13 protein-coding genes and 7 pseudogenes are annotated in these 19,941 nt (G+C 68.0%); 8 read left to right on the plus strand and 12 right to left on the minus strand.

All coding sequences use genetic code 11. The annotated features are described in order from the left end of the window. Positions 1 to 12: 12 nt before the first annotated feature. The 5 genes from OG520_RS40175 to OG520_RS40195 form a co-directional block, all read right to left on the minus strand. Positions 13 to 561: a transposase gene (locus tag OG520_RS40175; protein ID WP_331747797.1), complete on the minus strand. Its 549-nt coding sequence runs from the start codon at positions 559 to 561 to the stop codon at positions 13 to 15. Next, positions 558 to 1,034, minus strand: coding sequence for a winged helix-turn-helix domain-containing protein (locus OG520_RS40180; protein WP_331747798.1), 477 nt, complete (start codon positions 1,032 to 1,034; stop codon positions 558 to 560). Before OG520_RS40180 ends, OG520_RS40175 begins: the two co-directional genes overlap by 4 nt. A gap of 74 nt (positions 1,035 to 1,108) precedes the next feature. Next, on the minus strand, positions 1,109 to 2,629 hold the full coding sequence (locus OG520_RS40185; protein ID WP_331747799.1) for an FAD-dependent oxidoreductase: 1,521 nt from the start codon (positions 2,627 to 2,629) through the stop codon (positions 1,109 to 1,111). A gap of 53 nt (positions 2,630 to 2,682) precedes the next feature. Continuing rightward, positions 2,683 to 3,375, minus strand: coding sequence for a helix-turn-helix domain-containing protein (locus OG520_RS40190; protein ID WP_331747800.1), 693 nt, complete (start codon positions 3,373 to 3,375; stop codon positions 2,683 to 2,685). Positions 3,376 to 3,477: 102 nt separating this feature from the next. Then, positions 3,478 to 3,666, minus strand: a complete 189-nt coding sequence (locus OG520_RS40195; protein ID WP_331747801.1) for a hypothetical protein — start codon at positions 3,664 to 3,666, stop codon at positions 3,478 to 3,480. 235 nt (positions 3,667 to 3,901) lie between these two features. On the opposite strand from OG520_RS40195, the gene OG520_RS40200 reads away from it, so the two are divergent. Beyond that, positions 3,902 to 4,081 (plus strand): hypothetical protein, encoded by a 180-nt coding sequence (locus OG520_RS40200; RefSeq protein ID WP_406016704.1) that lies wholly within the window; start codon positions 3,902 to 3,904, stop codon positions 4,079 to 4,081. 372 nt (positions 4,082 to 4,453) lie between these two features. Here the strand turns inward: OG520_RS40200 and OG520_RS40205 are convergent. The 3 pseudogenes from OG520_RS40205 to OG520_RS40215 all read right to left on the minus strand — a co-directional run. Next, a pseudogene (locus OG520_RS40205) lies at positions 4,454 to 4,825 on the minus strand (IS6 family transposase); the annotation flags it as partial. A 65-nt stretch (positions 4,826 to 4,890) separates the two neighbouring features. Then, a pseudogene (locus OG520_RS40210) lies at positions 4,891 to 5,785 on the minus strand (ISAzo13 family transposase); the annotation flags it as partial. 109 nt (positions 5,786 to 5,894) lie between these two features. Continuing rightward, a pseudogene (locus OG520_RS40215) lies at positions 5,895 to 6,668 on the minus strand (integrase core domain-containing protein); the annotation flags it as partial. 70 nt (positions 6,669 to 6,738) lie between these two features. Here OG520_RS40215 and OG520_RS40220 point away from each other — a divergent pair. Beyond that, a pseudogene (locus OG520_RS40220) lies at positions 6,739 to 7,170 on the plus strand (tyrosine-type recombinase/integrase); the annotation flags it as partial. Positions 7,171 to 7,882: 712 nt separating this feature from the next. Here OG520_RS40220 and OG520_RS40225 read toward each other — a convergent pair. After that, on the minus strand, positions 7,883 to 9,166 hold the full coding sequence (locus OG520_RS40225; protein ID WP_406016705.1) for a phosphatase PAP2 family protein: 1,284 nt from the start codon (positions 9,164 to 9,166) through the stop codon (positions 7,883 to 7,885). A 1,059-nt stretch (positions 9,167 to 10,225) separates the two neighbouring features. On the opposite strand from OG520_RS40225, the gene OG520_RS40230 reads away from it, so the two are divergent. Together OG520_RS40230 and OG520_RS40235 are read left to right on the plus strand one after the other, a co-directional pair. Further along, positions 10,226 to 10,600, plus strand: coding sequence for a hypothetical protein (locus OG520_RS40230; RefSeq protein ID WP_406016706.1), 375 nt, complete (start codon positions 10,226 to 10,228; stop codon positions 10,598 to 10,600). A 136-nt stretch (positions 10,601 to 10,736) separates the two neighbouring features. Beyond that, positions 10,737 to 11,609 (plus strand): annotated as a pseudogene (locus OG520_RS40235) (DDE-type integrase/transposase/recombinase); the annotation flags it as partial. Between the two features lie 59 nt (positions 11,610 to 11,668). Here OG520_RS40235 and OG520_RS40240 read toward each other — a convergent pair. Then, positions 11,669 to 12,388, minus strand: a complete 720-nt coding sequence (locus tag OG520_RS40240; protein ID WP_331747809.1) for an IS6 family transposase — start codon at positions 12,386 to 12,388, stop codon at positions 11,669 to 11,671. A 151-nt stretch (positions 12,389 to 12,539) separates the two neighbouring features. Beyond that, positions 12,540 to 12,869 carry a transposase gene (locus OG520_RS40245; protein WP_331747811.1) on the minus strand — a complete coding sequence of 110 codons (330 nt, stop codon included), beginning with the start codon at positions 12,867 to 12,869 and terminating at the stop codon, positions 12,540 to 12,542. Between the two features lie 1,274 nt (positions 12,870 to 14,143). On the opposite strand from OG520_RS40245, the gene OG520_RS40250 reads away from it, so the two are divergent. The 3 genes from OG520_RS40250 to OG520_RS40260 all read left to right on the plus strand — a co-directional run bounded on the left by OG520_RS40250 (position 14,144) and on the right by OG520_RS40260 (position 17,501). Next, positions 14,144 to 15,388: a sensor histidine kinase gene (locus OG520_RS40250; protein WP_406016707.1), complete on the plus strand. Its 1,245-nt coding sequence runs from the start codon at positions 14,144 to 14,146 to the stop codon at positions 15,386 to 15,388. Next, a complete protein-coding gene (locus OG520_RS40255; protein WP_331747815.1) occupies positions 15,385 to 16,059 on the plus strand; it encodes a response regulator transcription factor in 675 nt (224 codons plus the stop codon). Before OG520_RS40250 ends, OG520_RS40255 begins: the two co-directional genes overlap by 4 nt. 242 nt (positions 16,060 to 16,301) lie before the next feature. After that, positions 16,302 to 17,501 carry an alpha/beta hydrolase gene (locus OG520_RS40260; protein WP_331747817.1) on the plus strand — a complete coding sequence of 400 codons (1,200 nt, stop codon included), beginning with the start codon at positions 16,302 to 16,304 and terminating at the stop codon, positions 17,499 to 17,501. A gap of 175 nt (positions 17,502 to 17,676) precedes the next feature. Here the strand turns inward: OG520_RS40260 and OG520_RS40265 are convergent. Continuing rightward, positions 17,677 to 17,838: pseudogene (locus OG520_RS40265) on the minus strand (IS6 family transposase); the annotation flags it as partial. A 56-nt stretch (positions 17,839 to 17,894) separates the two neighbouring features. Between OG520_RS40265 and OG520_RS40270 the strand changes: the two are divergent. Further along, positions 17,895 to 19,923, plus strand: a pseudogene (locus tag OG520_RS40270) (ISAzo13 family transposase). Positions 19,924 to 19,941: the final 18 nt, after the last annotated feature.

Genomic DNA, 19,941 nt, shown 5'->3' on the forward strand with positions numbered 1-19,941 from the left:
GACTTCGGCGTATTAGGGTCTGTCCGGTCTGTCGAGAGCGAGGCCCGTCCCGGCGAGGAATCCGCCGAGGATGCCGTGCCGGTACTGCAGCGCTTCGAGCCGCCTGCGGAGCAGAGTCTCCAGCTCGCTGAGGGTGCGGGCGGCCAGGTTGGCCAGGCTCCGCTTGATGTGCGCCCACAGGCCCTCGACCGGGTTGAGGTCGGGCGCATACCCGGGCAGCAGGACCACCGTCAGCCAGTCCCGCTCGGCAACGAGTGCCTTCATCGTCTTGGAGATGTGGGTGTTCAGCCGGTCCCACACCACGATCAGCGGGGCCTTGAGCAGTTGGTGGGCGCCATCCAACAGGCGCATGCAGTCCGCCTCGCCCAGCGAGCGACGCTCGCCCTTGCGGCCGGTATGACGACGCAGCCGGCAGCACAGACGGGCGGGCAGGCCCGGCCGGAAGCACAGCAGACCGGCCACAGCCACCGAGAGACGTCCCCGGCTACGGCCGGACACCTTGACCCTCGGGGTGATGCCGCGCCGGCCCCAGGTGCGGCCCTCGGGCGGCCGACCGGTCACGCCCGCTTCGTCCCCGAAGCAGATGAACGCGCCGGTCGCCGCCCGGAGGGTCTTACCTCCTGCCAGGTCGCCTCCCGCCATACGATGATCGCGTCCGCGCCGCGTTCGGCGGCGGGCCGGGCGGGCATCTGCACGCTGCAGCACATGCGGTGCACCAGCCGAGTGACCCCCAAGACGCTGCAGGAGAAGTGGAACTTCCGCCCGATCAGCGTGCGTGCCCGCGCGGCGGTCCACACCTGGTCGTCCGCCCAGCCGTGCGCGGCCGGCCCCTCATCAAGCCACATCGCGAGCCTGGCCTGCAGGTACGGGCCGAGCCGACAGCCGCAGCCGCAGGGACCTCCGGAACACAGCGCCTCGCGTCCGCCCGTCCTCCAGGTACGGCGCCACTGGTAGACCGACTTCTCACTCACCCGTAACTCCCGGGCGATGCACGGGACTTCCACACCCTCATCGAAAAGGTCAACGGCCCGCATCCGTACCGCCGCAGCGGCGGCGCCTGTAGCGGTTTCGCGCAGCGATCGGTCCAGCCGGAGCGGGCACGGGGCTTCTAGTTCTGCGGGCTGCCGAACCAGCGGGTCGTGGCCTGCTGGAACGCCTTAAGGTCAAGGGCTTGATCGTCTACCCAGGCCACAACGCCGTCCGGGCGGATGAGCAGGGCGTTGAATCCGAGGTCGTTGCGTGCCGTGCCGGTCGCGTACTGGATCCGGCCCTGCCAGCTCTTGGCCGCACGCTGCAGCGCGTAGTCGCCGGTGAAGTCGAGGACCACGCCCCGGCCTTGGCGCAACAGATCACCGAGGCGAGTGCCGTCCTCGAAGTGGAAGTCGGGGGCGGTGCTGCCGACGAGCGGCTGCGCGCTGCCCAGGTCGTAGCGGTTGAACCCGGTTGTCTTCCGGTAGGCGAGGGTCGTTCCGTCCGTGGTGCTCAGCAGCTCGTGGACCAGCTGCCGCAGTGCGGGGGCATTGGGGCCGGGCTGCATGGTGGCGACCTGGGCGCGTGACCAGTCCAGGATCGCGGCGCCGACGGGGTGGCGCTCACTGGTGTAAGTGTCGAGCAGCCCTTCGGGCGCGGCGCCGTGCACGGTCGCGGCGAGCTTCCAGCCGAGGTTGGCGGCGTCACCGATGCCGAGGTTGAGCCCCTGGCCGCCGAGGGGGGAGTGGATGTGCGCGGCGTCGCCGGCGAGCAGGACGCGGCCCTTGCGGTAGGTCGTCACCTGCATCGCACGGTCCGTGAAGCTCGATGCCAGATGAACATCGGTCAGCGTCAGGTCGGTATCGGTGATGCGGCGCAGGACCTCCTGGAGGTGCTCACGGGTCAGCAGCTGGGAACGGTCGAACGTGCCGCCGTCGAAGTCCATCATGCCCAGGTGCCCCTCGAAGGGCGTACGCAGATACATGCCGTTCGGCGTCAGGTTGAAGCCGAGTGGCAGCTGCTGCGGGTCGGTGAAGGTGACGCGCGCGACGTAGCCGGTGAAGAGCGGATCCGTGCCGACGAAGTCGAAGCCGGCGAGGTCGCGCACCGTGCTGCGGCCGCCGTCGCATCCCACCAGGTAGTGCGCCTGGTACTCCTGTCCGGCTGCCGTGACGGCGACGGACTGGTCGTCCTGCGTCACAGCCGTGACGGGAGCACCGCGGACGATGTCCACGCCGAGCGCAATGGCACGCTCGGCCAGGACCTTGCTGACCGCTTCGAGGCTGGTCATGAAACCTTCCATCGCCGGGCTGGGCAGCCGGAACGGTAAGGCGGACACGTCGATGTCGGCCGCGTCCAGGCCCATGCCCGCGAAATGGCTCACGTCCCGGGGAGCCGGTGCCTCGATCGCGTCGGGGGCCGCGCCAACCTTCTTCGCATCGGCGCCGGAAGCGTCAATCACCGCTTCGAGCAGGCCGCGGTTATAGAACACCTCGGCCGATCCTGCGCTCAGGCCGCGCAATCCGAGCGGGAGCGCCTTGTAGGGCGAGGTGACCTCCTCGTCCCGCTCCAGGACCAGGACGGAACAGCCGCCCAGGGCGAGCTCGGTGGCCAGGAACAAACCGACCGGGCCTCCGCCTGCAATCACTACGTCACGCATGGGAGATACCTTCCTGAAAACGCACGCTGGGGACCCGGGCCGGATGGGACGGGTCAGCCGAGCCGGGTCAGGCCCTCGAGGACGATGGCGATGCCGGTGAGGAACTGCTCGCGATCGTCGTGCTCCCCTATCTGACCGACGATGGCGTGCATGAACGGGTAGTCCTCGGGAGCGAGGTCCTGCCAGGCCGTCGCCGTCGCTCCGAGAAACTCGGCACGGTCGGGCTGGACGGTCGAGGTGTCACCGTCGATGCCGGCGTTCTGGCTGACGGCCCCGAGGATGTAGTGCACAAGCGTCGAGGTGGCGTCGAACCAGGAAGCCTGTGGCACACCCAGCGCGCCCACCTGACGGCCGATCCTCTCGAAGATCCCCACCGTCACCGGGCCGAATGGCTTCCGGACGATCTGCAGAGTCAGCCGTGTCGCGAGCCACTGGTGCTCGGCGATCGCGTCGAACAGTGCCAGCGCGACGCTGCGGATCTTGTCCTCGGGCGTGGCCGCGGCCGCGGCGGGCTTGGCTGCCAGCGCAGCGGTGACGACCGTTTCCGTTGCCATGTCCAGCAGCTCGTCACGGCTGCCCACCCGGTAGTAGATCGCACCGGACCCGGTGGACAGGCGCTCGGTCAGCGCTCGAGTGGTCAGCGCGCTCTCGCCACCCGCATCGAGCAGCTCGATCGCAGCCTCGATGATCTGCTCCTGGGAGAGCACTTGGTTACGCCGCTGAGGCCGGCGGGTTCTCGTTGCCATGCCTCCACCATGACACGCTTGGAGTGTCGCACCAAATTGGTGCAGCGCTCCAATTGTTTCAGCATGCTTCCCGAAAGTGCCCAGGCGCTTGTTCGACCGACGTCAGGTGAGGGGTGGACGGAACGGAACGACGTTGCCGGCGGCCGACTCTTCCCGCTGGATGAGAACCGCGTTGGCCAGGGTCAGGTTGGTCACCAACTGGCGGAGTTCTGCGATCTCTTCTCGTTGGTTGGAGATAGTCGACTTGAGTCGGGTGACGGTTTCCCGCAGTCGCTTCTCCGTCTCTGGCATCTGCTGGGTCTCGGTGGGGCGCAGACCTCCCGTGCGGGGCGCGGCGACTCCAGCAGGGCCTCAGTAGCTATTACACGCCTTGCGCGATTGCCTCGTCGATGAGCGCCTGGGCTTGACGCTTGGCCTGCTCCCTGTCCAGGTGCGCGAGTACGATCTGCCCGCAGCTGCTGGGAAGGCCGGCGACCCGCGTTGGGCAGGGTTCGTCAGCCGATACGGGCTCGACCCTGGCAGGCCGGTGCAGTGGGAGGTTGAGGCACTCGACCCGACCGAGCTTCAGCGCCTGGTCCTCGCTGCCGTCGCCCCGTACATCGACCAAGCCGTGCTCCGCGACCGTATCGCGGAGGAAGAACGGCAACGAAGGCAACTCAAGGCCTTCGCCGAGGGGGGCCCAAACCGTCCGCCGGGCCGTGAGTGACTAGGGAGTGTCCGATGGGTGTGGGACCGCCCACTTCCAGGCTTGAATACTGGCGATCTTCAACGCCCTTGAATAGGCTCTGTGTTGCTCATTCGAGAGCCACAAGCACTGGCGACGTGTCCGATGGGGGACAGTGCTTCAATCTCGACAGACAATGAGCACGATGAGTCTCTAATCGTCGCAGAGCCTCAGCAGGCCATCCGCAAGCGGTGGTCGAGCTGAGGCTGCCCGCCGACTGGTCGATCACCTTCATGAAGGGATCGACTGGTGAGGCTGACTTTTTCCGTTCAGGTACTTCTCACACTTCTGTCTTTCGTATCGTCGCTGCTGGTAGCGGTGGTGGCGGGGGTACTTTCGCATGAGGCTGGGGCGCAGTTTGCGGAAGAACCGCCTGGCCGCAGCGGTGTCCCGCCGGTTCTGGACCAAAATGTCGAGCACGTTGCCATCGGCGTCGACGGCCCGCCACAGGTACTTCAGCTCACCGTTGATCCTGAGGAAGACCCCGTCCAGGTGCCACTTGTCGCCCGGCTGCACACGCCGGCGGCGCAGGCCGTTGGCGTAGGCCTGCCCGAACTTCGTACACCAGCGGCGGACCGTCTCGTGGGAGACGAGCACACCGCGCTCGAGCATCAGCTCCTCGACCTCGCGGAACGACAGCGGGAAACGGAAGTACAGCCACACGCAGTGCGCGATGATCTCCACCGGGTACCGGTGCCCCTTGTACGACGGCGGCGCGCTGTCCACGGACGACCCCTCCCAGCACGACCAACCAGAAGATCATCCCAGGCCGGTCAGTCAACGTGACAGTGCCCTGCCGCGTTCATGGAGATGTGGGAGAACAGCCGGTGCTCAATCCGGTTCCATTTCGATGTGCCCGGCGGTAGGTGACTCACCGTGACCTCAAGGCCAGTCTCGGCGGCCAGTGCGGCGAGTTCGGTCTTCCATGCCCGGGTGCGGTGGCCGTTGGAGCCCCCGGCGTCGGCGGTGATCACCAGCCGATGGGCGCGGGGGTAGTCGCCCTGTCCGGCCCCGTGCCACCAGCGGCGGATCGAGGCGACCACGAAAGCGGCGGTGTCGTGGTCGGTGCCGACACTGACCCAGCCGACGTTCGCGGCAATGTCGTAGATGCCGTATGGGATCGCCTTGCCGGGCCCCTCCCGGTCCAGGAAGTCATGCGTCTTGACCTGCACCGGATCACCCGTGGGCTGCCATTCACGCCCCGTGTTCTTGTACTGGCCGACCAGTTCCTTCTTCTTGCTGTCCACGCTGACCACCGGGTCCCCGGCGCCGATGTGGTCCTTGGCCTGCTCGTTGATGTAGCGGAACTGGGCGTCCCGGTCCGGGTGCTGCTTGCCCTCGACGGTCTTGGAGTTGGCCTGCAGACTGAAACTCTCCTCCCGCAGCAGGTCACCGACCGTGTCGGCACTGACCTTGTGCCCCTGGCGGGTCAGCTCGCCGGCCAGGTTCCGGGTCGACTTAGTCGTCCAGCGCAGCGGCGACATCGGGTCTCCGCGCATGTCCGGCTCGACCAGGGCGAGCAGCGCGGGCCGCAGTCCCGCATCCAGGTCGGCGGACCCGTCCCAAAGGCGCCTCGCCCGCCTCCAGCTCATCCGCCCCCTTGCGGACCGTCGTCTCGCTGGCCCCGGCGGCCTGCGCGACGGCCCGGATTCCGCCGTGCCCCAGGATGCGGGCCTCTGCTCCCATCAGCAGACGCTGCTGCCGCTCGTCCAGGTGTGGGAACAACACCGCGAACCTGGCGGTCAGTTGATCTCGAACCTCTTGCGATATGCCCTTACCACGTCAACGAGCCACATCACCGTAAGCAACACGTTGATTCTCTGCGAGCCCTTACGAGGTCGTGCACGATTGCGGGCTGCTTGGTCGCGCTGGGCGGTAGCTGCTGCCGGGATCGGTGCGGCCGGTGTCCGTTGTAGTGGTCCTGGTAGTCGGTCAGGACCTTCCTGGCGTGGCTCTCGCCCAGGATCAGGACGTGGTCGAGGGCCTCGCGGCGGATGGTGCCGATCACGCGTTCGCAATGCGCGTTCATGCGCGGTGCCCGGGGCGCGCCGAGTAGCACCTCCGTGTCCTGGGCGGTGAAGACGGCATCGAAAGCGTCGGTGTACTTGCTGTCGCGGTCGCGTAGCAGGAACCGTGGCACGGCGCCCCGCTCGCCGAGGACGGCAGCGATGTTCCGGGCCTGTTGTACCGCCCACTGCGCGGTGGGGTGCGCACTCACCCGGGTGATGTGCAGTCTCCGGGTGCCGTGCTCGATGAACGCCATCGCGTACAGGCGTTTGCCCCGGGCCGTGTCGATAGGGAAGAAGTCCGCGGCAAGGATCCCCTGAGCCTGCGCCGTGAGGAAGTCGCGCCAGGTGGGGCCGGAGCGGCGCGGGGCCGGGTCGATGCCTGCTGCGTGCAGGATCTCCCAGACTGTGGAGGCCGCGATGGGGTGCCCGAGTCGGGCCGGTTCGCCCTGGATGCGGCGGTGACCCCAGCGGGGACTTTCATCGGCCAGGCGCAGCACGAGACTCTTGAGCGCGGCCGCCGTCGGTGGCCGTCCGGTGCGAGAGCCGCGGTAGTCCCACTTAAACGAACCGCCCGCTGTTCGCGTTACCCTTCGCCCCGACGTTCCGGTCCATAGGGACTACACCCCCATCAAGGGCACCAAGGGCAAGCGAGCCCGCAAGGTTCCCATCGTCGAGGAAATCCGCCCACTCGTCGCCCAGCGCATCCTGTCCGCCGGCCCCAATCCCGACGCCCGCCTGTTCACCGGCCCACGCGGCGGACGCATCTCCACCGCCGTCCTGCGCGACGCCACGCACTGGGACGACGTAGTCACCACCAAGCTCGGCTACGAGCAACTGCGCCGCCATGACCTCCGGCACACCGGACTGACCTGGTTTGCCGACGCCGGAGTCCAAGTGCACGTCCTACGCAGGATCGCCGGCCACGGGTCACTGACCACCACCCAGCGCTACCTTTACCCGGACGTACACAAGATCACGGCTGTCGGCGCAGCGCTCTCCGCGCACCTCAGCGTGCTGCGCGCACCGCGCTCCCTGCCGGGCCCGATCGTCATGACCTGCTGACGCCGGTCAAGGAGGCTGGTCCCCAACTGGTCCCCAAGAATGACCAAGGGTCGGTTTCGGATGCCTCCGAAACCGGCCCTGACCTGCGACTGTCTCCAATGACACCGGCACCGACTCCCGATTTGTACCTGCGCCCCCTTGACTCCCAGCCAGGGGAATTTTCCGGATAGATCACACATTTCACGGACGCAGATCGTGCATGGCGAGGCACACTGTGCGGCACCAGGCATACCCTGTGGTCCCCAACTGGTCCCCAGCCCCGGACCCGGTCGCCCCTGGAGGTCGGTACTGGTCGAGCGACCAGTACCCGGCGCGGACGCCGGCGGACTTCATCTTCGAGATGAAGTCCTTCACCGGCCGCATGACGAAGGGGCGCCTGAACAAGGTCGGGGAATCGCCAGCAAGGGCAGCTCAACTGAACCCCGCCCCCGCCTGATCCCGGCCCGGAAACAGGCCGCGACCGAGCCCGCCGCGCGCTGACCTCACACAGGCCGGCAACAGGAGCATCCGGACGGGTCCCCACCACCAGCCCCATGCCCCCATGCGTCCGGGCCTCCATCGACGGCGAGCGTGGCGATGCCGGAGGCAGCGCGAGCGACGCCGACAGCGGACAGTCGCCGACGAGAGCGCTCAGACTGGCCAACCACAGCGCTCAGCCACACTCCCGGCCCCACCCGGGAGGCGCTCAGCCCACGACCCGCTGCAACACGACTCAAACCAGTTCGGGCTGCGGTTCGCGTCGCGGTTCCGGCAGATACGCCGACGCGGCCTTCCGGTCCCACAGCTTGGTGGTCCGTACGTAGCCGTAGACCACTGAGGTCATCGCCAGAATGAGCAGCGGCCCGAACACCCACGGATGTCCGGCCATCTCCACCGACAGATAGCGATACGACGCCAAGAGCCCAGCGAAGACCGCGGCGCCGTAGACGACCAGCTGGATTCCCGACCGGTCCCAGCCGCGGTCGAGCGAGCGCAGCGCCGTCTCGATCGTGAGCGTGAACACCACACCGGCGACGATGTCCGCGCCGTAGTGGTAGCCGAAGCCCAGCGTTGCACCGAGCGTGGCGATCAGCCAGAACGCGCCTGCGAATCGCAGAGCCCGCGGGCCCTTGCGGGAATGAATGAAGATCGCGGTAGCCCACGCCGTGTGCAGACTGGGCATGCAATTGCGCGGGGTGATCTCGTCGAAGAGCATCGGGTGCGGGGTACTGACCGGCGGCGGCGTGTCCGGCCACAGGTTGGCCACCGCCCAGTGCCCCCCGTCCGCGCCGTAGGCGAAGATCGGTCCGACCACCGGGAAGATCATGTAGATGCCCGGCCCGAGCAGGCCGATGACCAGAAAGGTACGCACCAGATGATGGCCCGGGAAGCGGCGCTCGACCGCCACGTTGCGCAGCTGGTACAGCGCGACGACGACCGCGGCCACCGCGAGCTGAATGTAGACCCAGTCGAGAACGTGGGCGCCGACCGTGCCAGTAGCCGCGACGATCCGGCCTACCAGCCACGACGGGTTACCCAACGCATGATCGGCGGTTGCCACGTACTGGTCGAGCACCGCCGGGCGGGTCTTCGACGTGATCAGCAGCCAGGTGTAGCCGGTCTTGCGGCCGGCCACCAGCAGCAGGGCCAGCCCGACGCCTTTCAGCAGCAGGACACGGTCCCGGTCGGTGCGGCGCGTGACAGCGATGACGGCACAGGCCAAAGTCACCCACAACGCGCCGTTGCCGAACATCATCTCGGCGTCGACCGCCCACCGCACGAGCCAGAAGACGACGTCGATGCCGATCGCGGCGCCGACCGCGATGAACCGCTGCCGCCAGGTGAGCACCACCATCATCAACGCCATGCTGACGTACAACACCGTCCCCGATTTGGGGGCGAATATCACCTCTCGCGCCTGGTCGGTGATCGGCCCCGGCTCACCGTACCGACGCGCGGCGACCTCCAGTGCAATGAGGAACCCGAGGGCCGCCACACTCACCGCGGCCCACAGCATGACGCGTGGTTGACGCCATGCAGCGAACCTGGTTCTGCCGTCTATTCGCGAAAACATTTGCGTTACCGTAGATATCAATTTTCAGCTGCTTTGTCATATTTCAATGTGATCGTTGCGAGCTCGAACATGCTAACGGAACGGGGGGGTTTCGCTGATCACAGGTACGCCGAATACAGCGATCAGCTCCCCTTTTCCCGCGTCCACGGCGGACATGAAACGCCGCACGCCCCGCACGGCCCCGGATTGGGGCGGCGCGGGCGGCTCGGTGGACGGGAGGGCGAGTGTCGGGGCGAGCTCGACGGCAACAGTGGCGGTCGAGGGCAGCGCGAGCGACGCCAACAGCGGATGGTCGCCAACGAGAGTGCTCAGACTGGCCACAAAACAGCGCTCAGCCACACCAGGGGCCACTGCCTCTGTCGGATGCTGCCCACCCACCGCGAACCAGCCCCAACCCGGGCATGCGATCACACTGCGACCACCACGCCCCCGGACGCACGAAAGGCCGCTTTCCGATTCCTGAGAGGACGTCCCGTTTGAATTAGGAATAGTTCATGGATTGTGCCAAGTTATGGGCGTTTATGCAGCAGCTCACCGGGCGGTGAACCGCTGCTGCTCGTACGGTCGGGCGTGGGTGCCTGTTAGACGTCATTGAAAATGCCTATGAGTGCGGCAGTTTGGGCAGCTTGGTGCCGACTAGATCGGTAAGCGCGCCTGCCGACGGATAGGTGCCTATTTGGGGCGGCACCTCGCCGATGAAGGGCATGCGAAAGGCCCTCCCAGTATCTCTTGGCCGAGCGCCGGGAGGGCCGTGTAGCGCGCGGAGGTGATGTGCTCACGGTAGAGGCCGACCCGGCGCGGGTCGAAATGCGGTTGGCTGCGGGCGAGTTGCTCTGCCCGTCCTGTGAGGGGCTGCTGAGCCGGTGGGGCTGGGCACGTTCGCGTGTACTGCGAGACGCGGCGGGCGGGCTGGTGGTGGTGCGTCCGCGACGGACCAGGTGCGTCAGATGCGGCATCTCACATGTACTCCTTCCGGTGTTCGCGCTGGTCAGGCGGGCGGACATGGCAGAGGTGATCGGGGCGGCCCTGGCGGCGAAAGCGTCCGGGGCCGGGGTTCGGGTGATCGCTGAACAGCTCGGCCGGCCGGTGGAGACGGTGCGGGGGCGGCTGCGCCGGTTCGCTGCCCGGGCCGAGGCGGTGCGGCGGTATTTCACGGTGTTGCTGGTGGACGCCGGAGTTGACCCGGCACCGCCCGGGACGGGGCGGACGATCTTCGCGGACGCGGTCGCCGCGGTGGTCGGGGCCTGGTGGTCGATGACGTCGAGGTGGCCGGGCGTCGGCAAGGTGTCGCCCTGGGTGGCAGCCTGCGAGGTGACCGGCGGGATACTGCTGGCCCCCACCTGGCCTGCGGAAACGATCAACACGAGCCGCCCCTGACGCCACGCCGGTCACTCCTGTCAGCCTCTGCGCGTGCGTCTGTCGACGCCGTGATCGAGAGGCAGGTGGGCGGGTGGCAGGACAGGAAGACCAGACGCGTCTGGAGCGGGCCCAGGCGATCGGACTGTTTCGGTACATGCTGATCAGGGAGGCAGCAGATCCGACCTTGTCGCGCCGCCAGCGAGGCGCCTTGGTGCGGGAGTTGGCGGCGGTGGCACATACCGATCCGGACGGCCGGACGGTGCGGATCACGCGGTGGACGCTGGACCGGTGGATCATGGAGTGGCGCCGGGGCGGCTTCGATGCTCTGGTTCCCTCGCCCCGGCAGTCCCGCCCTCGCACCCCGCCGGAGGTGCTGGAACTGGCCGCTTCGCTGAAGAAGGAGAACCCTTCGCGGTCAGCGGCACAGATCCGCCGGATCATCACTGCCCAGCTCGGCTGGGCGCCGGACGAACGCACCATTCAGCGGATGATCGTCCGTGAGGGACTGACCGCGTTGCAGGCACCCTCATCGCCGGCGGTCTTCGGGCGGTTCGAGGCCGATGGCCCGAACGAGCTCTGGGTGGGCGATGCCCTGCACGGCCCGTTGATCGAGGGCAGGAAAACGTACCTGTTCGCGTTCCTGGACGATCACTCGCGAGCCGTGGTCGGCCACCGGTGGGGCTTCTCGGAGGACACCGTCCGCCTGGCCGCGGCACTCCGGCCGGCGCTCGCCTCCCGCGGTGTCCCGCGCTTCGTCTATGTCGACAACGGCAGCGCGTTCGTGGACTCCTGGCTCCTTCGGGCCTGCGCGAAACTCGGCATCAAGCTGGTCCACTCCACACCCGGCAGACCGCAGGGCAGGGGCAAGATCGAACGGTTCTTCCGCACGGTGAACAGCGAGTTCGTCGTCGAGATCGCCTCTGGCGACGGACAGCCCGGACGGCAGATCAACAGCCTGCTGGAGATGAACCGGCTGTTCACCGCCTGGGTCGAGAACGTCTACCACCGGCGGGCGTTGTCACGTTGGTGCGGTGTTGATCGATTGAGGGCGCGTCAGGGTGTGTAGGGGTCGGGTGGGGGCCTGGCTTACGCTGCGATGGGCTGGGCGGTGGCGCCGGTGATCTCGTCCCAGATGGCGAAGCGGGTGGTCATCTCGGTGCGGTATTCGGTGGCGGTCATCAGGTGGCGGCGTGGTCGGAAGTGCGGTGAGATGCCGCTGAACGCGGACAGGAACCGCTGGGCCCCGCCGGTACTGCGGAAGCCCTTCATCGCGCGTTCGCGCTGCCTCGTCGGCTGATGACTGTTCTCGGCCCGGTTGTTCAGGCCCTTGTGGGCGCGGTGTTCTACGGAGGGCATGACCTCGCGGTGGGCCGCGCCGTAGGAGCGGAGCTTGTCGGTGACGATCACTCTCGGCACCGAGCAGGTCTTCTTGAGCAGTTTGCGGAAGAACCGCCTGGCCGCAGCGGTGTCCCGCCGGTTCTGGACCAAAATGTCGAGCACGTTGCCATCGGCGTCGACGGCCCGCCACAGGTACTTCAGCTCACCGTTGATCCTGAGGAAGACCCCGTCCAGGTGCCACTTGTCGCCCGGCTGCACACGCCGGCGGCGCAGGCCGTTGGCGTAGGCCTGCCCGAACTTCGTACACCAGCGGCGGACCGTCTCGTGGGAGACGAGCACACCGCGCTCGAGCATCAGCTCCTCGACCTCGCGGAACGACAGCGGGAAACGGAAGTACAGCCACACGCAGTGCGCGATGATCTCCACCGGGTACCGGTGCCCCTTGTACGACGGCGGCGCGCTGTCCACGGACGACCCCTCCCAGCACGACCAACCAGAAGATCATCCCAGGCCGGTCAGTCAACGTGACAGTGCCCGCGGCAGGCCAGACGGTGCGGGACGTGGTGTTCGGTCCTCTGGCTACCGATGAACGCGGCCACCTCGGCCGGTGCCTGTTCGGTCACTTCACCCAGAGGACCATGCATCGCTTGAGGACATCACGCTCCATCTCCAGCTCGCGTATCCGCTTGTTCTTCTCGCTCATCTCCCGCCGCAGCCACTCAAGTTCGCCCCGCTCGCTCTCCCGCATCCGCCCGCCGGCGGCCTCCTGCGCGGGCCGATCGGAGGAGGCCGACCCGTTTCGGCGCCAGCGCGAGACCCAGCTGTGCAGCGCGCCCGCGTGGACTCCGAGCTCGTCGGCGACCTGCGGGATCGACTTCCCCGTCTCGATCACGATGCGTACAGCACCCTCACGGAACTCGGCGTCGTACGCCCGTTTCTTGGACCCCATGACCCTCAACCTCCCCTGCAATCACGGACTCCACGCTACGAGGGGAAGGTCACCGGAGCCCTCGACGTCAGCGCTCGGACGATCTACCGGCACCCCCTCGTCCATGGCGACGGCCAGGATGCGTCGCAGCCTGGCTCTCGTACTGCTTCTCGACCCGGTCGCGGGCCCAGGCGACTGGCGGACTTCCTCGTTGGTCGACGACACCAGCCACGAGGGTCTGCTCATCCTGCTCCGCGAGGAAAGCGTCACCGCCCGGGTGGGAAGTCGTACAGCGAGACGTAGCTGGCGTCGTGTCAGTGTCAGTGTGTCGGGGCCGGGAGGATCGCTGCGCAGCGCCGGACGGGCCCCGGCCCACTCAGGATGTGCAGGTGGTCGAACGGGAGCCGGGCGGTCCGGACGCGCCCAGGCGTCGCGCTCCCCGCTGAACGGTTCGTTTCGCCACGCCGTCATACCTGAGAGCCAGACGGAAAGACGGCTCCGCAGCGTGAGGCTGACCAGCAGGTTCGCTCCGTAACTTCGTATCCAAATGAACGTCTGGAGCGGAAGTGCTGTGAGTGTCCGAACCCGAGGTGCCCGGCTGTTAGGCCGAAGGCCGGGCTGCCGAGGTGCTAGGGGATTTGGCCACCGCCGACCATGGCGGTCCTGGTGCCTGGTTCGGACACCACCTCGGATACGTTCGGCGGTCCGTCTTCCTGGATCGACGGTGCGGCCCCGCTCCCTCCAGGGCGGATCCGCCGCCAGGCTCCCGGTGTCCGGGTCGCAGTGGTGGCCCGGCTCGAATGCTCCCTTCCCAAGGCGATCAGTACGGCTGTGCTGACGACTGCCCCTGCCGAGGGACGGAGCTCGCGAGCTGCGCGGGTTTCGTGGAGCGGTTCATCAGCGACGCCCGGGCCTCGCTGATGTGCCACTCCTACGGATCCGTGGTGTGCGGCCAGCGGCGAGCGGACTTGATGTCGTCGGCGTCGTCGTCGTATACGCCAGTCCGGACACCGTCGCGGATTCGCCGGTCCGGTGGCGCACCACGGCGCGGGTCCGGGCCGACCGGGGCGAGTACGGCTGGATCACGCATGTGCCGACGCCAACGCTGACGCCGACGTCAGCGTCCTTGGAACGAAGATCGGGTTCGGTGCTGGTCCCCGTCCCGTCCCCTGCGGCTGCGGCGCCTCCCGGCCCGCTCGAAGGGTGTGAGACCAGAGCCGGCCGCGGCCGTGCAGCTGGACTCTCCACGAACGGCAGGAAGCTGAGCAATGGACAGATTGGACAATACTGATCGCATGGACAGGAGCGAGAAGGGGACAGTGCGCGGAGCGCTGCATACCGTACGGAAGGACCTGTTCACGCTAGCTCCGCAGCCGATGCCGCCCATGGGCGGGCCGAGGCTGCTGAGGTGGCTGCCGTATTTTGCGGTTGCTGCGGTGGCGGTGTTCGCAGCGGTTTCTGCCACCGAGGACATCTCGATGAGGCCCGTCGGGGTGGTTCACTCGGCACTGCTGGTGCTGGGGCTGCGCCGGCCGGTGCCGGCCTGGTGGCTGTCGCTGGTGATGTTGCCGGTGTTCTCGCTCTATCCGCCCTTCGGGCCGTACGGGGGATGGGCATGGGCTGTGCATGCCGGGCTGTTGTTCCTGGTGGCGTTGCGCAACCGGCCGCGGGTGATGGTCGAGACCGTGCTGCTGAGCGCTGCGCTGCTGCTTGGGCTGCAGGCGACAGGTGGCGGGATCGGGCCCTGGCGTTTCACGGTGATCGTGCTGGTGTTGTTCGCTCTCGTCGTGGTCGCCGCGATCGGGGTGCACCGGACGAGGGAGGTCCGCACCCGGCTTGCGGAGCAGGAGTCGGCCCTTGCGCAGGAGCGTGCGCACCGCACTGTTCTGGAGGAACGCGCCCGCATCGCACGAGAGTTGCATGATGTGGTCGCTCACCACATGTCCGTCATTTCCATTCAGGCCGATGCCGCCCCGTACCGGGTTGCGGACCCGCCCGAGGAACTGGTCACGGCTCTGGCCGACATCCGCGCGGGCGCCCTGGAGGGGCTGACCGAGCTGCGCCGCCTCCTCGGGGTGCTGCGCTCCGAGGACCATCCCGCCGGCAACACTCCCAAGGCTCCGCAGCCCACCCTGGAGCGGCTCGACGACCTGCTCGCCGGCGTGCGTACGGCCGGGCTCGACGTGACGGCGGTCACTTCCGGGCCCCGCCGCCCGCTGCCCGAGGGCGTGGAACTGTCGGCCTACCGGATCGTGCAGGAGGCGCTTAGCAACACACTGCGCCACGCCCCCGGCGCCACGGCCCGCATCGAACTCACCTATACCCAATCCGCTCTTCACCTGCGGATCCTCAACGGCCCCGGACGGCAGGCCTCCCGCCCCTCGCCAGGGGCCGGACACGGCATCCTGGGCATGCGTGAACGCGCCGCGATGCTCGGCGGCGAACTCTCCGCAGGCGCAACACCCGACGGTGGCTACGAGGTCACCGCGCTGCTGCCCGTCACCCCGACCGCTCGGACAGACAAGGAACAGACCGTATGACGATCCGAGTGATGATCGCCGACGACCAGGCGATGGTGCGCGAAGCCTTCTCGGTACTTCTCAACGCCCAGCCCGACATCGAAGTGATCACGACTGCCGTGGACGGCCTGGAAGCAGTCACCAAGGCCGAAGAACTGCGCCCCGACGTGATCGTCATGGACATCCGGATGCCCGGACTGAACGGCATCGAAGCCACCCGCCGGATCACTCGGCAGACCGACCTGCCCACCAAGATCCTGGTCCTGACCACCTTCGATCTCGACGAGTACGTGTATGAAGCCCTGCGGGCCGGTGCCGGCGGATTCCTCCTCAAGGACGCCTCCGGAGCCCAGTTGGCAGAAGCCGTACGCACCGTGGCCGCCGGAGACGCTCTGCTGTCCCCCGAGATCACCAAACGGCTCATCACGGAGTTCTCCCGGCTGAGCAGCTCGGCGAAGCCGCCCACCCAAGTGCGGATCGACGAGCTCACCAACCGCGAGACCGAGGTACTCACATTGGTCGCCCAAGGACTGTCCAACGCGGAGATCGCCGGTGAGCTCGTCGTCGCCGAGCAGACCATCAAGACTCACATGGGCAGCATCCTGCACAAGCTCCAGCTGCGAGACCGTACCCAGGCAGCCGTCTTCGCCTACGAGACGGGCCTGGTCACTCCCGGCCGCACCAACCTGTGATCACACCGCGATGGAGCGCGGTGGAGCGCGGTGGGCCCTGACATCTCCTGCAAGCTCCCTACCTGAGAGCCATGCCGAGGAACGGCTCCGCGGCGTGAGGCCGAAGCGGGTCCCTGGTTTCTACCTTTCTTGTGTGAGTCGGTCCTCGCCGCCCTGTGCGGCCCATGAGGGCATCGTGGCTCGCGACAAGTCCCGCGGGCGGTAGAGCTCCGCCCTCCACGCACGACCGCAGGAGCACAGCCATGAGCACCCGCAGAAACCCCGCCGTGTCGACCAACCGGCTGGTCAGGACCCTGCGGGGTGTCTCCGCCGTCCTGGCCTCGTTCCTCGCCTTCCTGGTCGTCGCCGTCGTCCTCGGCGCGTACTTTCCGGCCATCCCCAAAGCAGGAGTGATCGGGCCGGTACTGGGTGGGCAGTACCCCTTCCACATAGCCCTGATCGCTCTCGCGGCGGCCGTCCTCGCCGGGCTGGCCTGGCGGGCCGGCCTGGTGCGCTGGGGCCGCACGGTCACTGTCATCACGACGCTGTGCGCCTTGGGTGCCCTGGCCATCGGCGGAATCCAGTTCCGGGCCGCGCGGAACGCCGGCGTCGACATCTCCCTGGGCCAGGCGTTCACCGAACTCGCCCATCCGGCGGCGAAGCCGGACGCGACCAAGACCTACGCGAGCCCCGAGGGCAAGCCTCTGCGGGTGGACGCGTACCTGCCCACGAAGACCCCGGGCAAGCAGGTGCCTGCCGTCCTGCTCGCCCATGCGGGCGGTTTCCACACCTTCGACAAGAGTGACCTGCGCGGCACCGGCCGCTGGCTCGCCGATCACGGCGTCGCCGTCTTCGCCGTCGACTACCGCCTGGCCGGCCCCGACCGCCCCACCTGGAACAAGGCCCCCCAGGACCTCGTGTCCGCCCTGAGCTGGGTGCAGAAGAATGCCGACGAGTACGGCATCGACAGCTCGCGGATCTCGCTCGGCGGCATGTCGGCGGGCGGCACCCTGGCCATGAACACCGCCTACCGCCTCCACAACGGCACCATCAAAACCACCGATGGCGCCGCCCCCGAGCCCCCGGCCGCCGTGGTCGGCTTCTACCCCGGCACCGATGTCGCGCGGATGTGGAAGGACGACGTGGCCGGAACCCGTGAAGCGGCGGAGATGTTCACCGGCGGCACGCCGCAGCAATATCCGGAACGCTACCGCGAGGTGTCCCCGACCTCCGACGTCCGCCCCGGTCTGCCCCGCACCCTGCTCGTGGTCGGCGACCGCGACCGCAGCGCCCGTCCCGAGACCGTCACCGACTTCGGCGACGCGCTCAAGAAGCACGGCGTCGACGCCGAGGTCAAGGAACTGCCCTTCGCGGAGCACGCCTTCGACGATGCGTACGGCAGCCTCACCTCACAGACCAGCCGCCAGATCCTGCTCGACTTCCTCACCGAAAACACGCACTGACCCCGGCGCCCCACCCGATCGCCCGGCCGGCTCGGCCCCGTCTCAGGGCGGGGAGTGCTGCGCTCCGAAGACCACATCCCGCCGGCAACACTCCCAAGGGCACTGTCACGTTGTTGGGTGTGTGGGTGTCTGACGGTGTGTCGGGGCATGGTGGGGCCTGGTTCGGGGCCTGTGCTCAGGCCGTGGTGGACAGACCGGCGGTGCCGGTGACCTGCTCCCAGGTGGTGAAGCGGTGCTGCATCTCGGTGCGGTAGTCGGGGGCGGTCATCAGGTGGCGACGGGGCCGGAAGTGGGGTGAGATGCCGCTGAACGCGGACAGGAACCGCTGCGCCCCGCCAAGGGCTTGTAAAAAATCAACGCGTTGCTTTGGGGGCTCTGGCGCGTTGGTCTGGTATGCGCATACCGAGTGAGGTTCGTGATCAACTCGCCCTGAGGTTCGGGGTGTTGTTTCCGCATCTGGATGAGCGGCAGCAGCGGCTGGCGCTGGCCACCGAGGCCCGGCTGCTGGGCCACGGCGGGGTCCGGGCCGTCGCGCGCACTGCGGGCGTGAGCGAAACGACGGTGCGGAAGGGGGTCTTCGAGCTGGAGGGCGGCGAGGATCCGCTGCCCGGGTGGAGGGTTCGCCGCTGTGGTGGCGGGCGCAAGAGTGCCGTGGAGCTGGACCCGCGGCTCGTCCGGCTCTGCTGGCGCTGGTCGAGCCGGACGAGCGGGGTGATCCCATGTCGCCGCTGCGCTGGACGACCAAGTCGCTGCGGCACCTGGCCTGGGAGCTCGCCGGGCAGGGGCATCCCGTCTCGGCGCCCACGGTGGGCCGGCTGCTGCGGGAGAACGGCTTCAGTCTCCAGGTCAACGCCAAGACTCTGGAGGGCAGGCAGCACCCTGACCGGGACGCCCAGTTCCGCTACATCAACGAGCAGGTCAAGCAGCACCAGGGTGCCGGGGAGCCGGTCATCAGCGTGGATGCCAAGAAGAAGGAGAAGCCTGGCCAGCTGCCCAACGCCGGCCGTGAGTGGCGCCCGAAGGGCGAGCCGGTCAAGGTGGAGGACCACAGCTTCTTCGTCTGTGCCCGGCCCGACGCCGAGCAGGCCATTCCCTACGGTGTCTACGACCTCACCGCCGATACCGGCTGGGTCAACGTCGGGTGCGACCACGACACGGCCGCCTTCGCGGTCGCTTCCATCCACCGTTGGTGGCAGGCTCGCGGACGAGACGACTACCCGCAGGCCACCCGGTTGCTGATCACCGCGGACGCGGGTGGCTCCAACGGTTATCGCAGCCGGGTCTGGAAGGCCGAACTGGCCGCGCTGGCCGCCGAGACGGGCCTGAAGATTACGGTGTGTCACTTTCCGCGGGTGCTTCAAAATGGAATAAAATTGAGCACCGGCTGTTCTCCCACATCACGATGAACTGGCGCGGCCGGCCGCTGACCAGCCACGAAGTCGTCGTCCAGACCATCGCCTCAACCCGGACCCGCACCGGGCTACGGGTCGAGGCCGCCCTGGACACCGGCGCCTATCCCACCGGCGTCACGGTCGGCACCGACCGCATGAAGGCACTTCCCCTCGAGCCGCACACCGAGCGCGGCACCTGGAACTACACCATCCGCCCCGCGGACAAGCCCACCGTCCCGGCGGCCCCCGGGAAGGCCCCGCTGCTGGAGCGGGCGGCGGACCTTGAGCTGCTGTCCGACCCGCGCCTGACCGGGATGAACCACGAAGAACTGGACGCGATGGCCCGGCGCCTGGCCCCCGCCCAGGCCGCACGGCGCGAAGAACTCCGCCACCAGCAGCGCTGCGGGAAACGCCGCCAGGTCCCGGGAGCCCACGGCCGGTCCCTGCTCTCGGCCAGGGACCGCCTCCTGATCACCGTCCTGCATCTGCGGCAGGTGTGCGCCCAGAAAGTCCTGGCCGAGATCCTCCAGGTCACCCCGCCGGCGATCGGCCAGGCAATCAGGGAGACCCGGCCTGTGCTGGACGAGCACCACTACGCCATCACCCCCACCGCCTTGCACTTCACCCAGGCGCAGGAGGTCCTCGCCTTCGTACGGACTGGCTCCGCCACTCCGCCCCGGCGGTCGGACATCTCCACGGTGCTGACCGACCCGTCACTGACCGGCATGAGCCGCGAGGACCTGCAGAAACTGACCGATCGGCTGCTGGTGAGGTATACGGCCCTGCATCACGAACCTCACTCGGTATGCGCATACCAGACCAACGCGCCAGAGCCCCCAAAGCAACGCGTTGATTCTTTACAAGCCCTTGGCGGGGCGCAGCGGTTCCTGTCCGCGTTCAGCGGCATCTCACCCCACTTCCGGCCCCGCCGCCACCTGATGACCGGCACCCAACACCGCGCCGAAATGACCGTCCGCTTCACCATCTGGGAGCAGATCACCGGCGTCACCGGCCGGCCTGCCGCCGCCTGAGCCCAGGGCCGGCACCCG

Origin of the sequence: Streptomyces sp. NBC_00984, assembly GCF_045162475.1 — a bacterium.
In the GTDB taxonomy this organism is placed as follows: domain Bacteria; phylum Actinomycetota; class Actinomycetes; order Streptomycetales; family Streptomycetaceae; genus Streptomyces.

Coding starts and splice junctions, on each gene's coding strand:
- OG520_RS40255 (WP_331747815.1), top strand. CDS start 15,385: ATGACGATCCGAGTGATGATCGCCGACGACCAGGCGATGGTGCGCGAA.
- OG520_RS40225 (WP_406016705.1), bottom strand. CDS start 9,166: ATGCTGTGGGCCGCGGTGAGTGTGGCGGCCCTCGGGTTCCTCATTGCA.
- OG520_RS40230 (WP_406016706.1), top strand. CDS start 10,226: ATGGCAGAGGTGATCGGGGCGGCCCTGGCGGCGAAAGCGTCCGGGGCC.
- OG520_RS40195 (WP_331747801.1), bottom strand. CDS start 3,666: ATGCCAGAGACGGAGAAGCGACTGCGGGAAACCGTCACCCGACTCAAG.
- OG520_RS40185 (WP_331747799.1), bottom strand. CDS start 2,629: ATGCGTGACGTAGTGATTGCAGGCGGAGGCCCGGTCGGTTTGTTCCTG.
- OG520_RS40260 (WP_331747817.1), top strand. CDS start 16,302: ATGAGCACCCGCAGAAACCCCGCCGTGTCGACCAACCGGCTGGTCAGG.
- OG520_RS40250 (WP_406016707.1), top strand. CDS start 14,144: ATGGACAGGAGCGAGAAGGGGACAGTGCGCGGAGCGCTGCATACCGTA.
- OG520_RS40245 (WP_331747811.1), bottom strand. CDS start 12,869: ATGGGGTCCAAGAAACGGGCGTACGACGCCGAGTTCCGTGAGGGTGCT.
- OG520_RS40180 (WP_331747798.1), bottom strand. CDS start 1,034: ATGCGGGCCGTTGACCTTTTCGATGAGGGTGTGGAAGTCCCGTGCATC.
- OG520_RS40190 (WP_331747800.1), bottom strand. CDS start 3,375: ATGGCAACGAGAACCCGCCGGCCTCAGCGGCGTAACCAAGTGCTCTCC.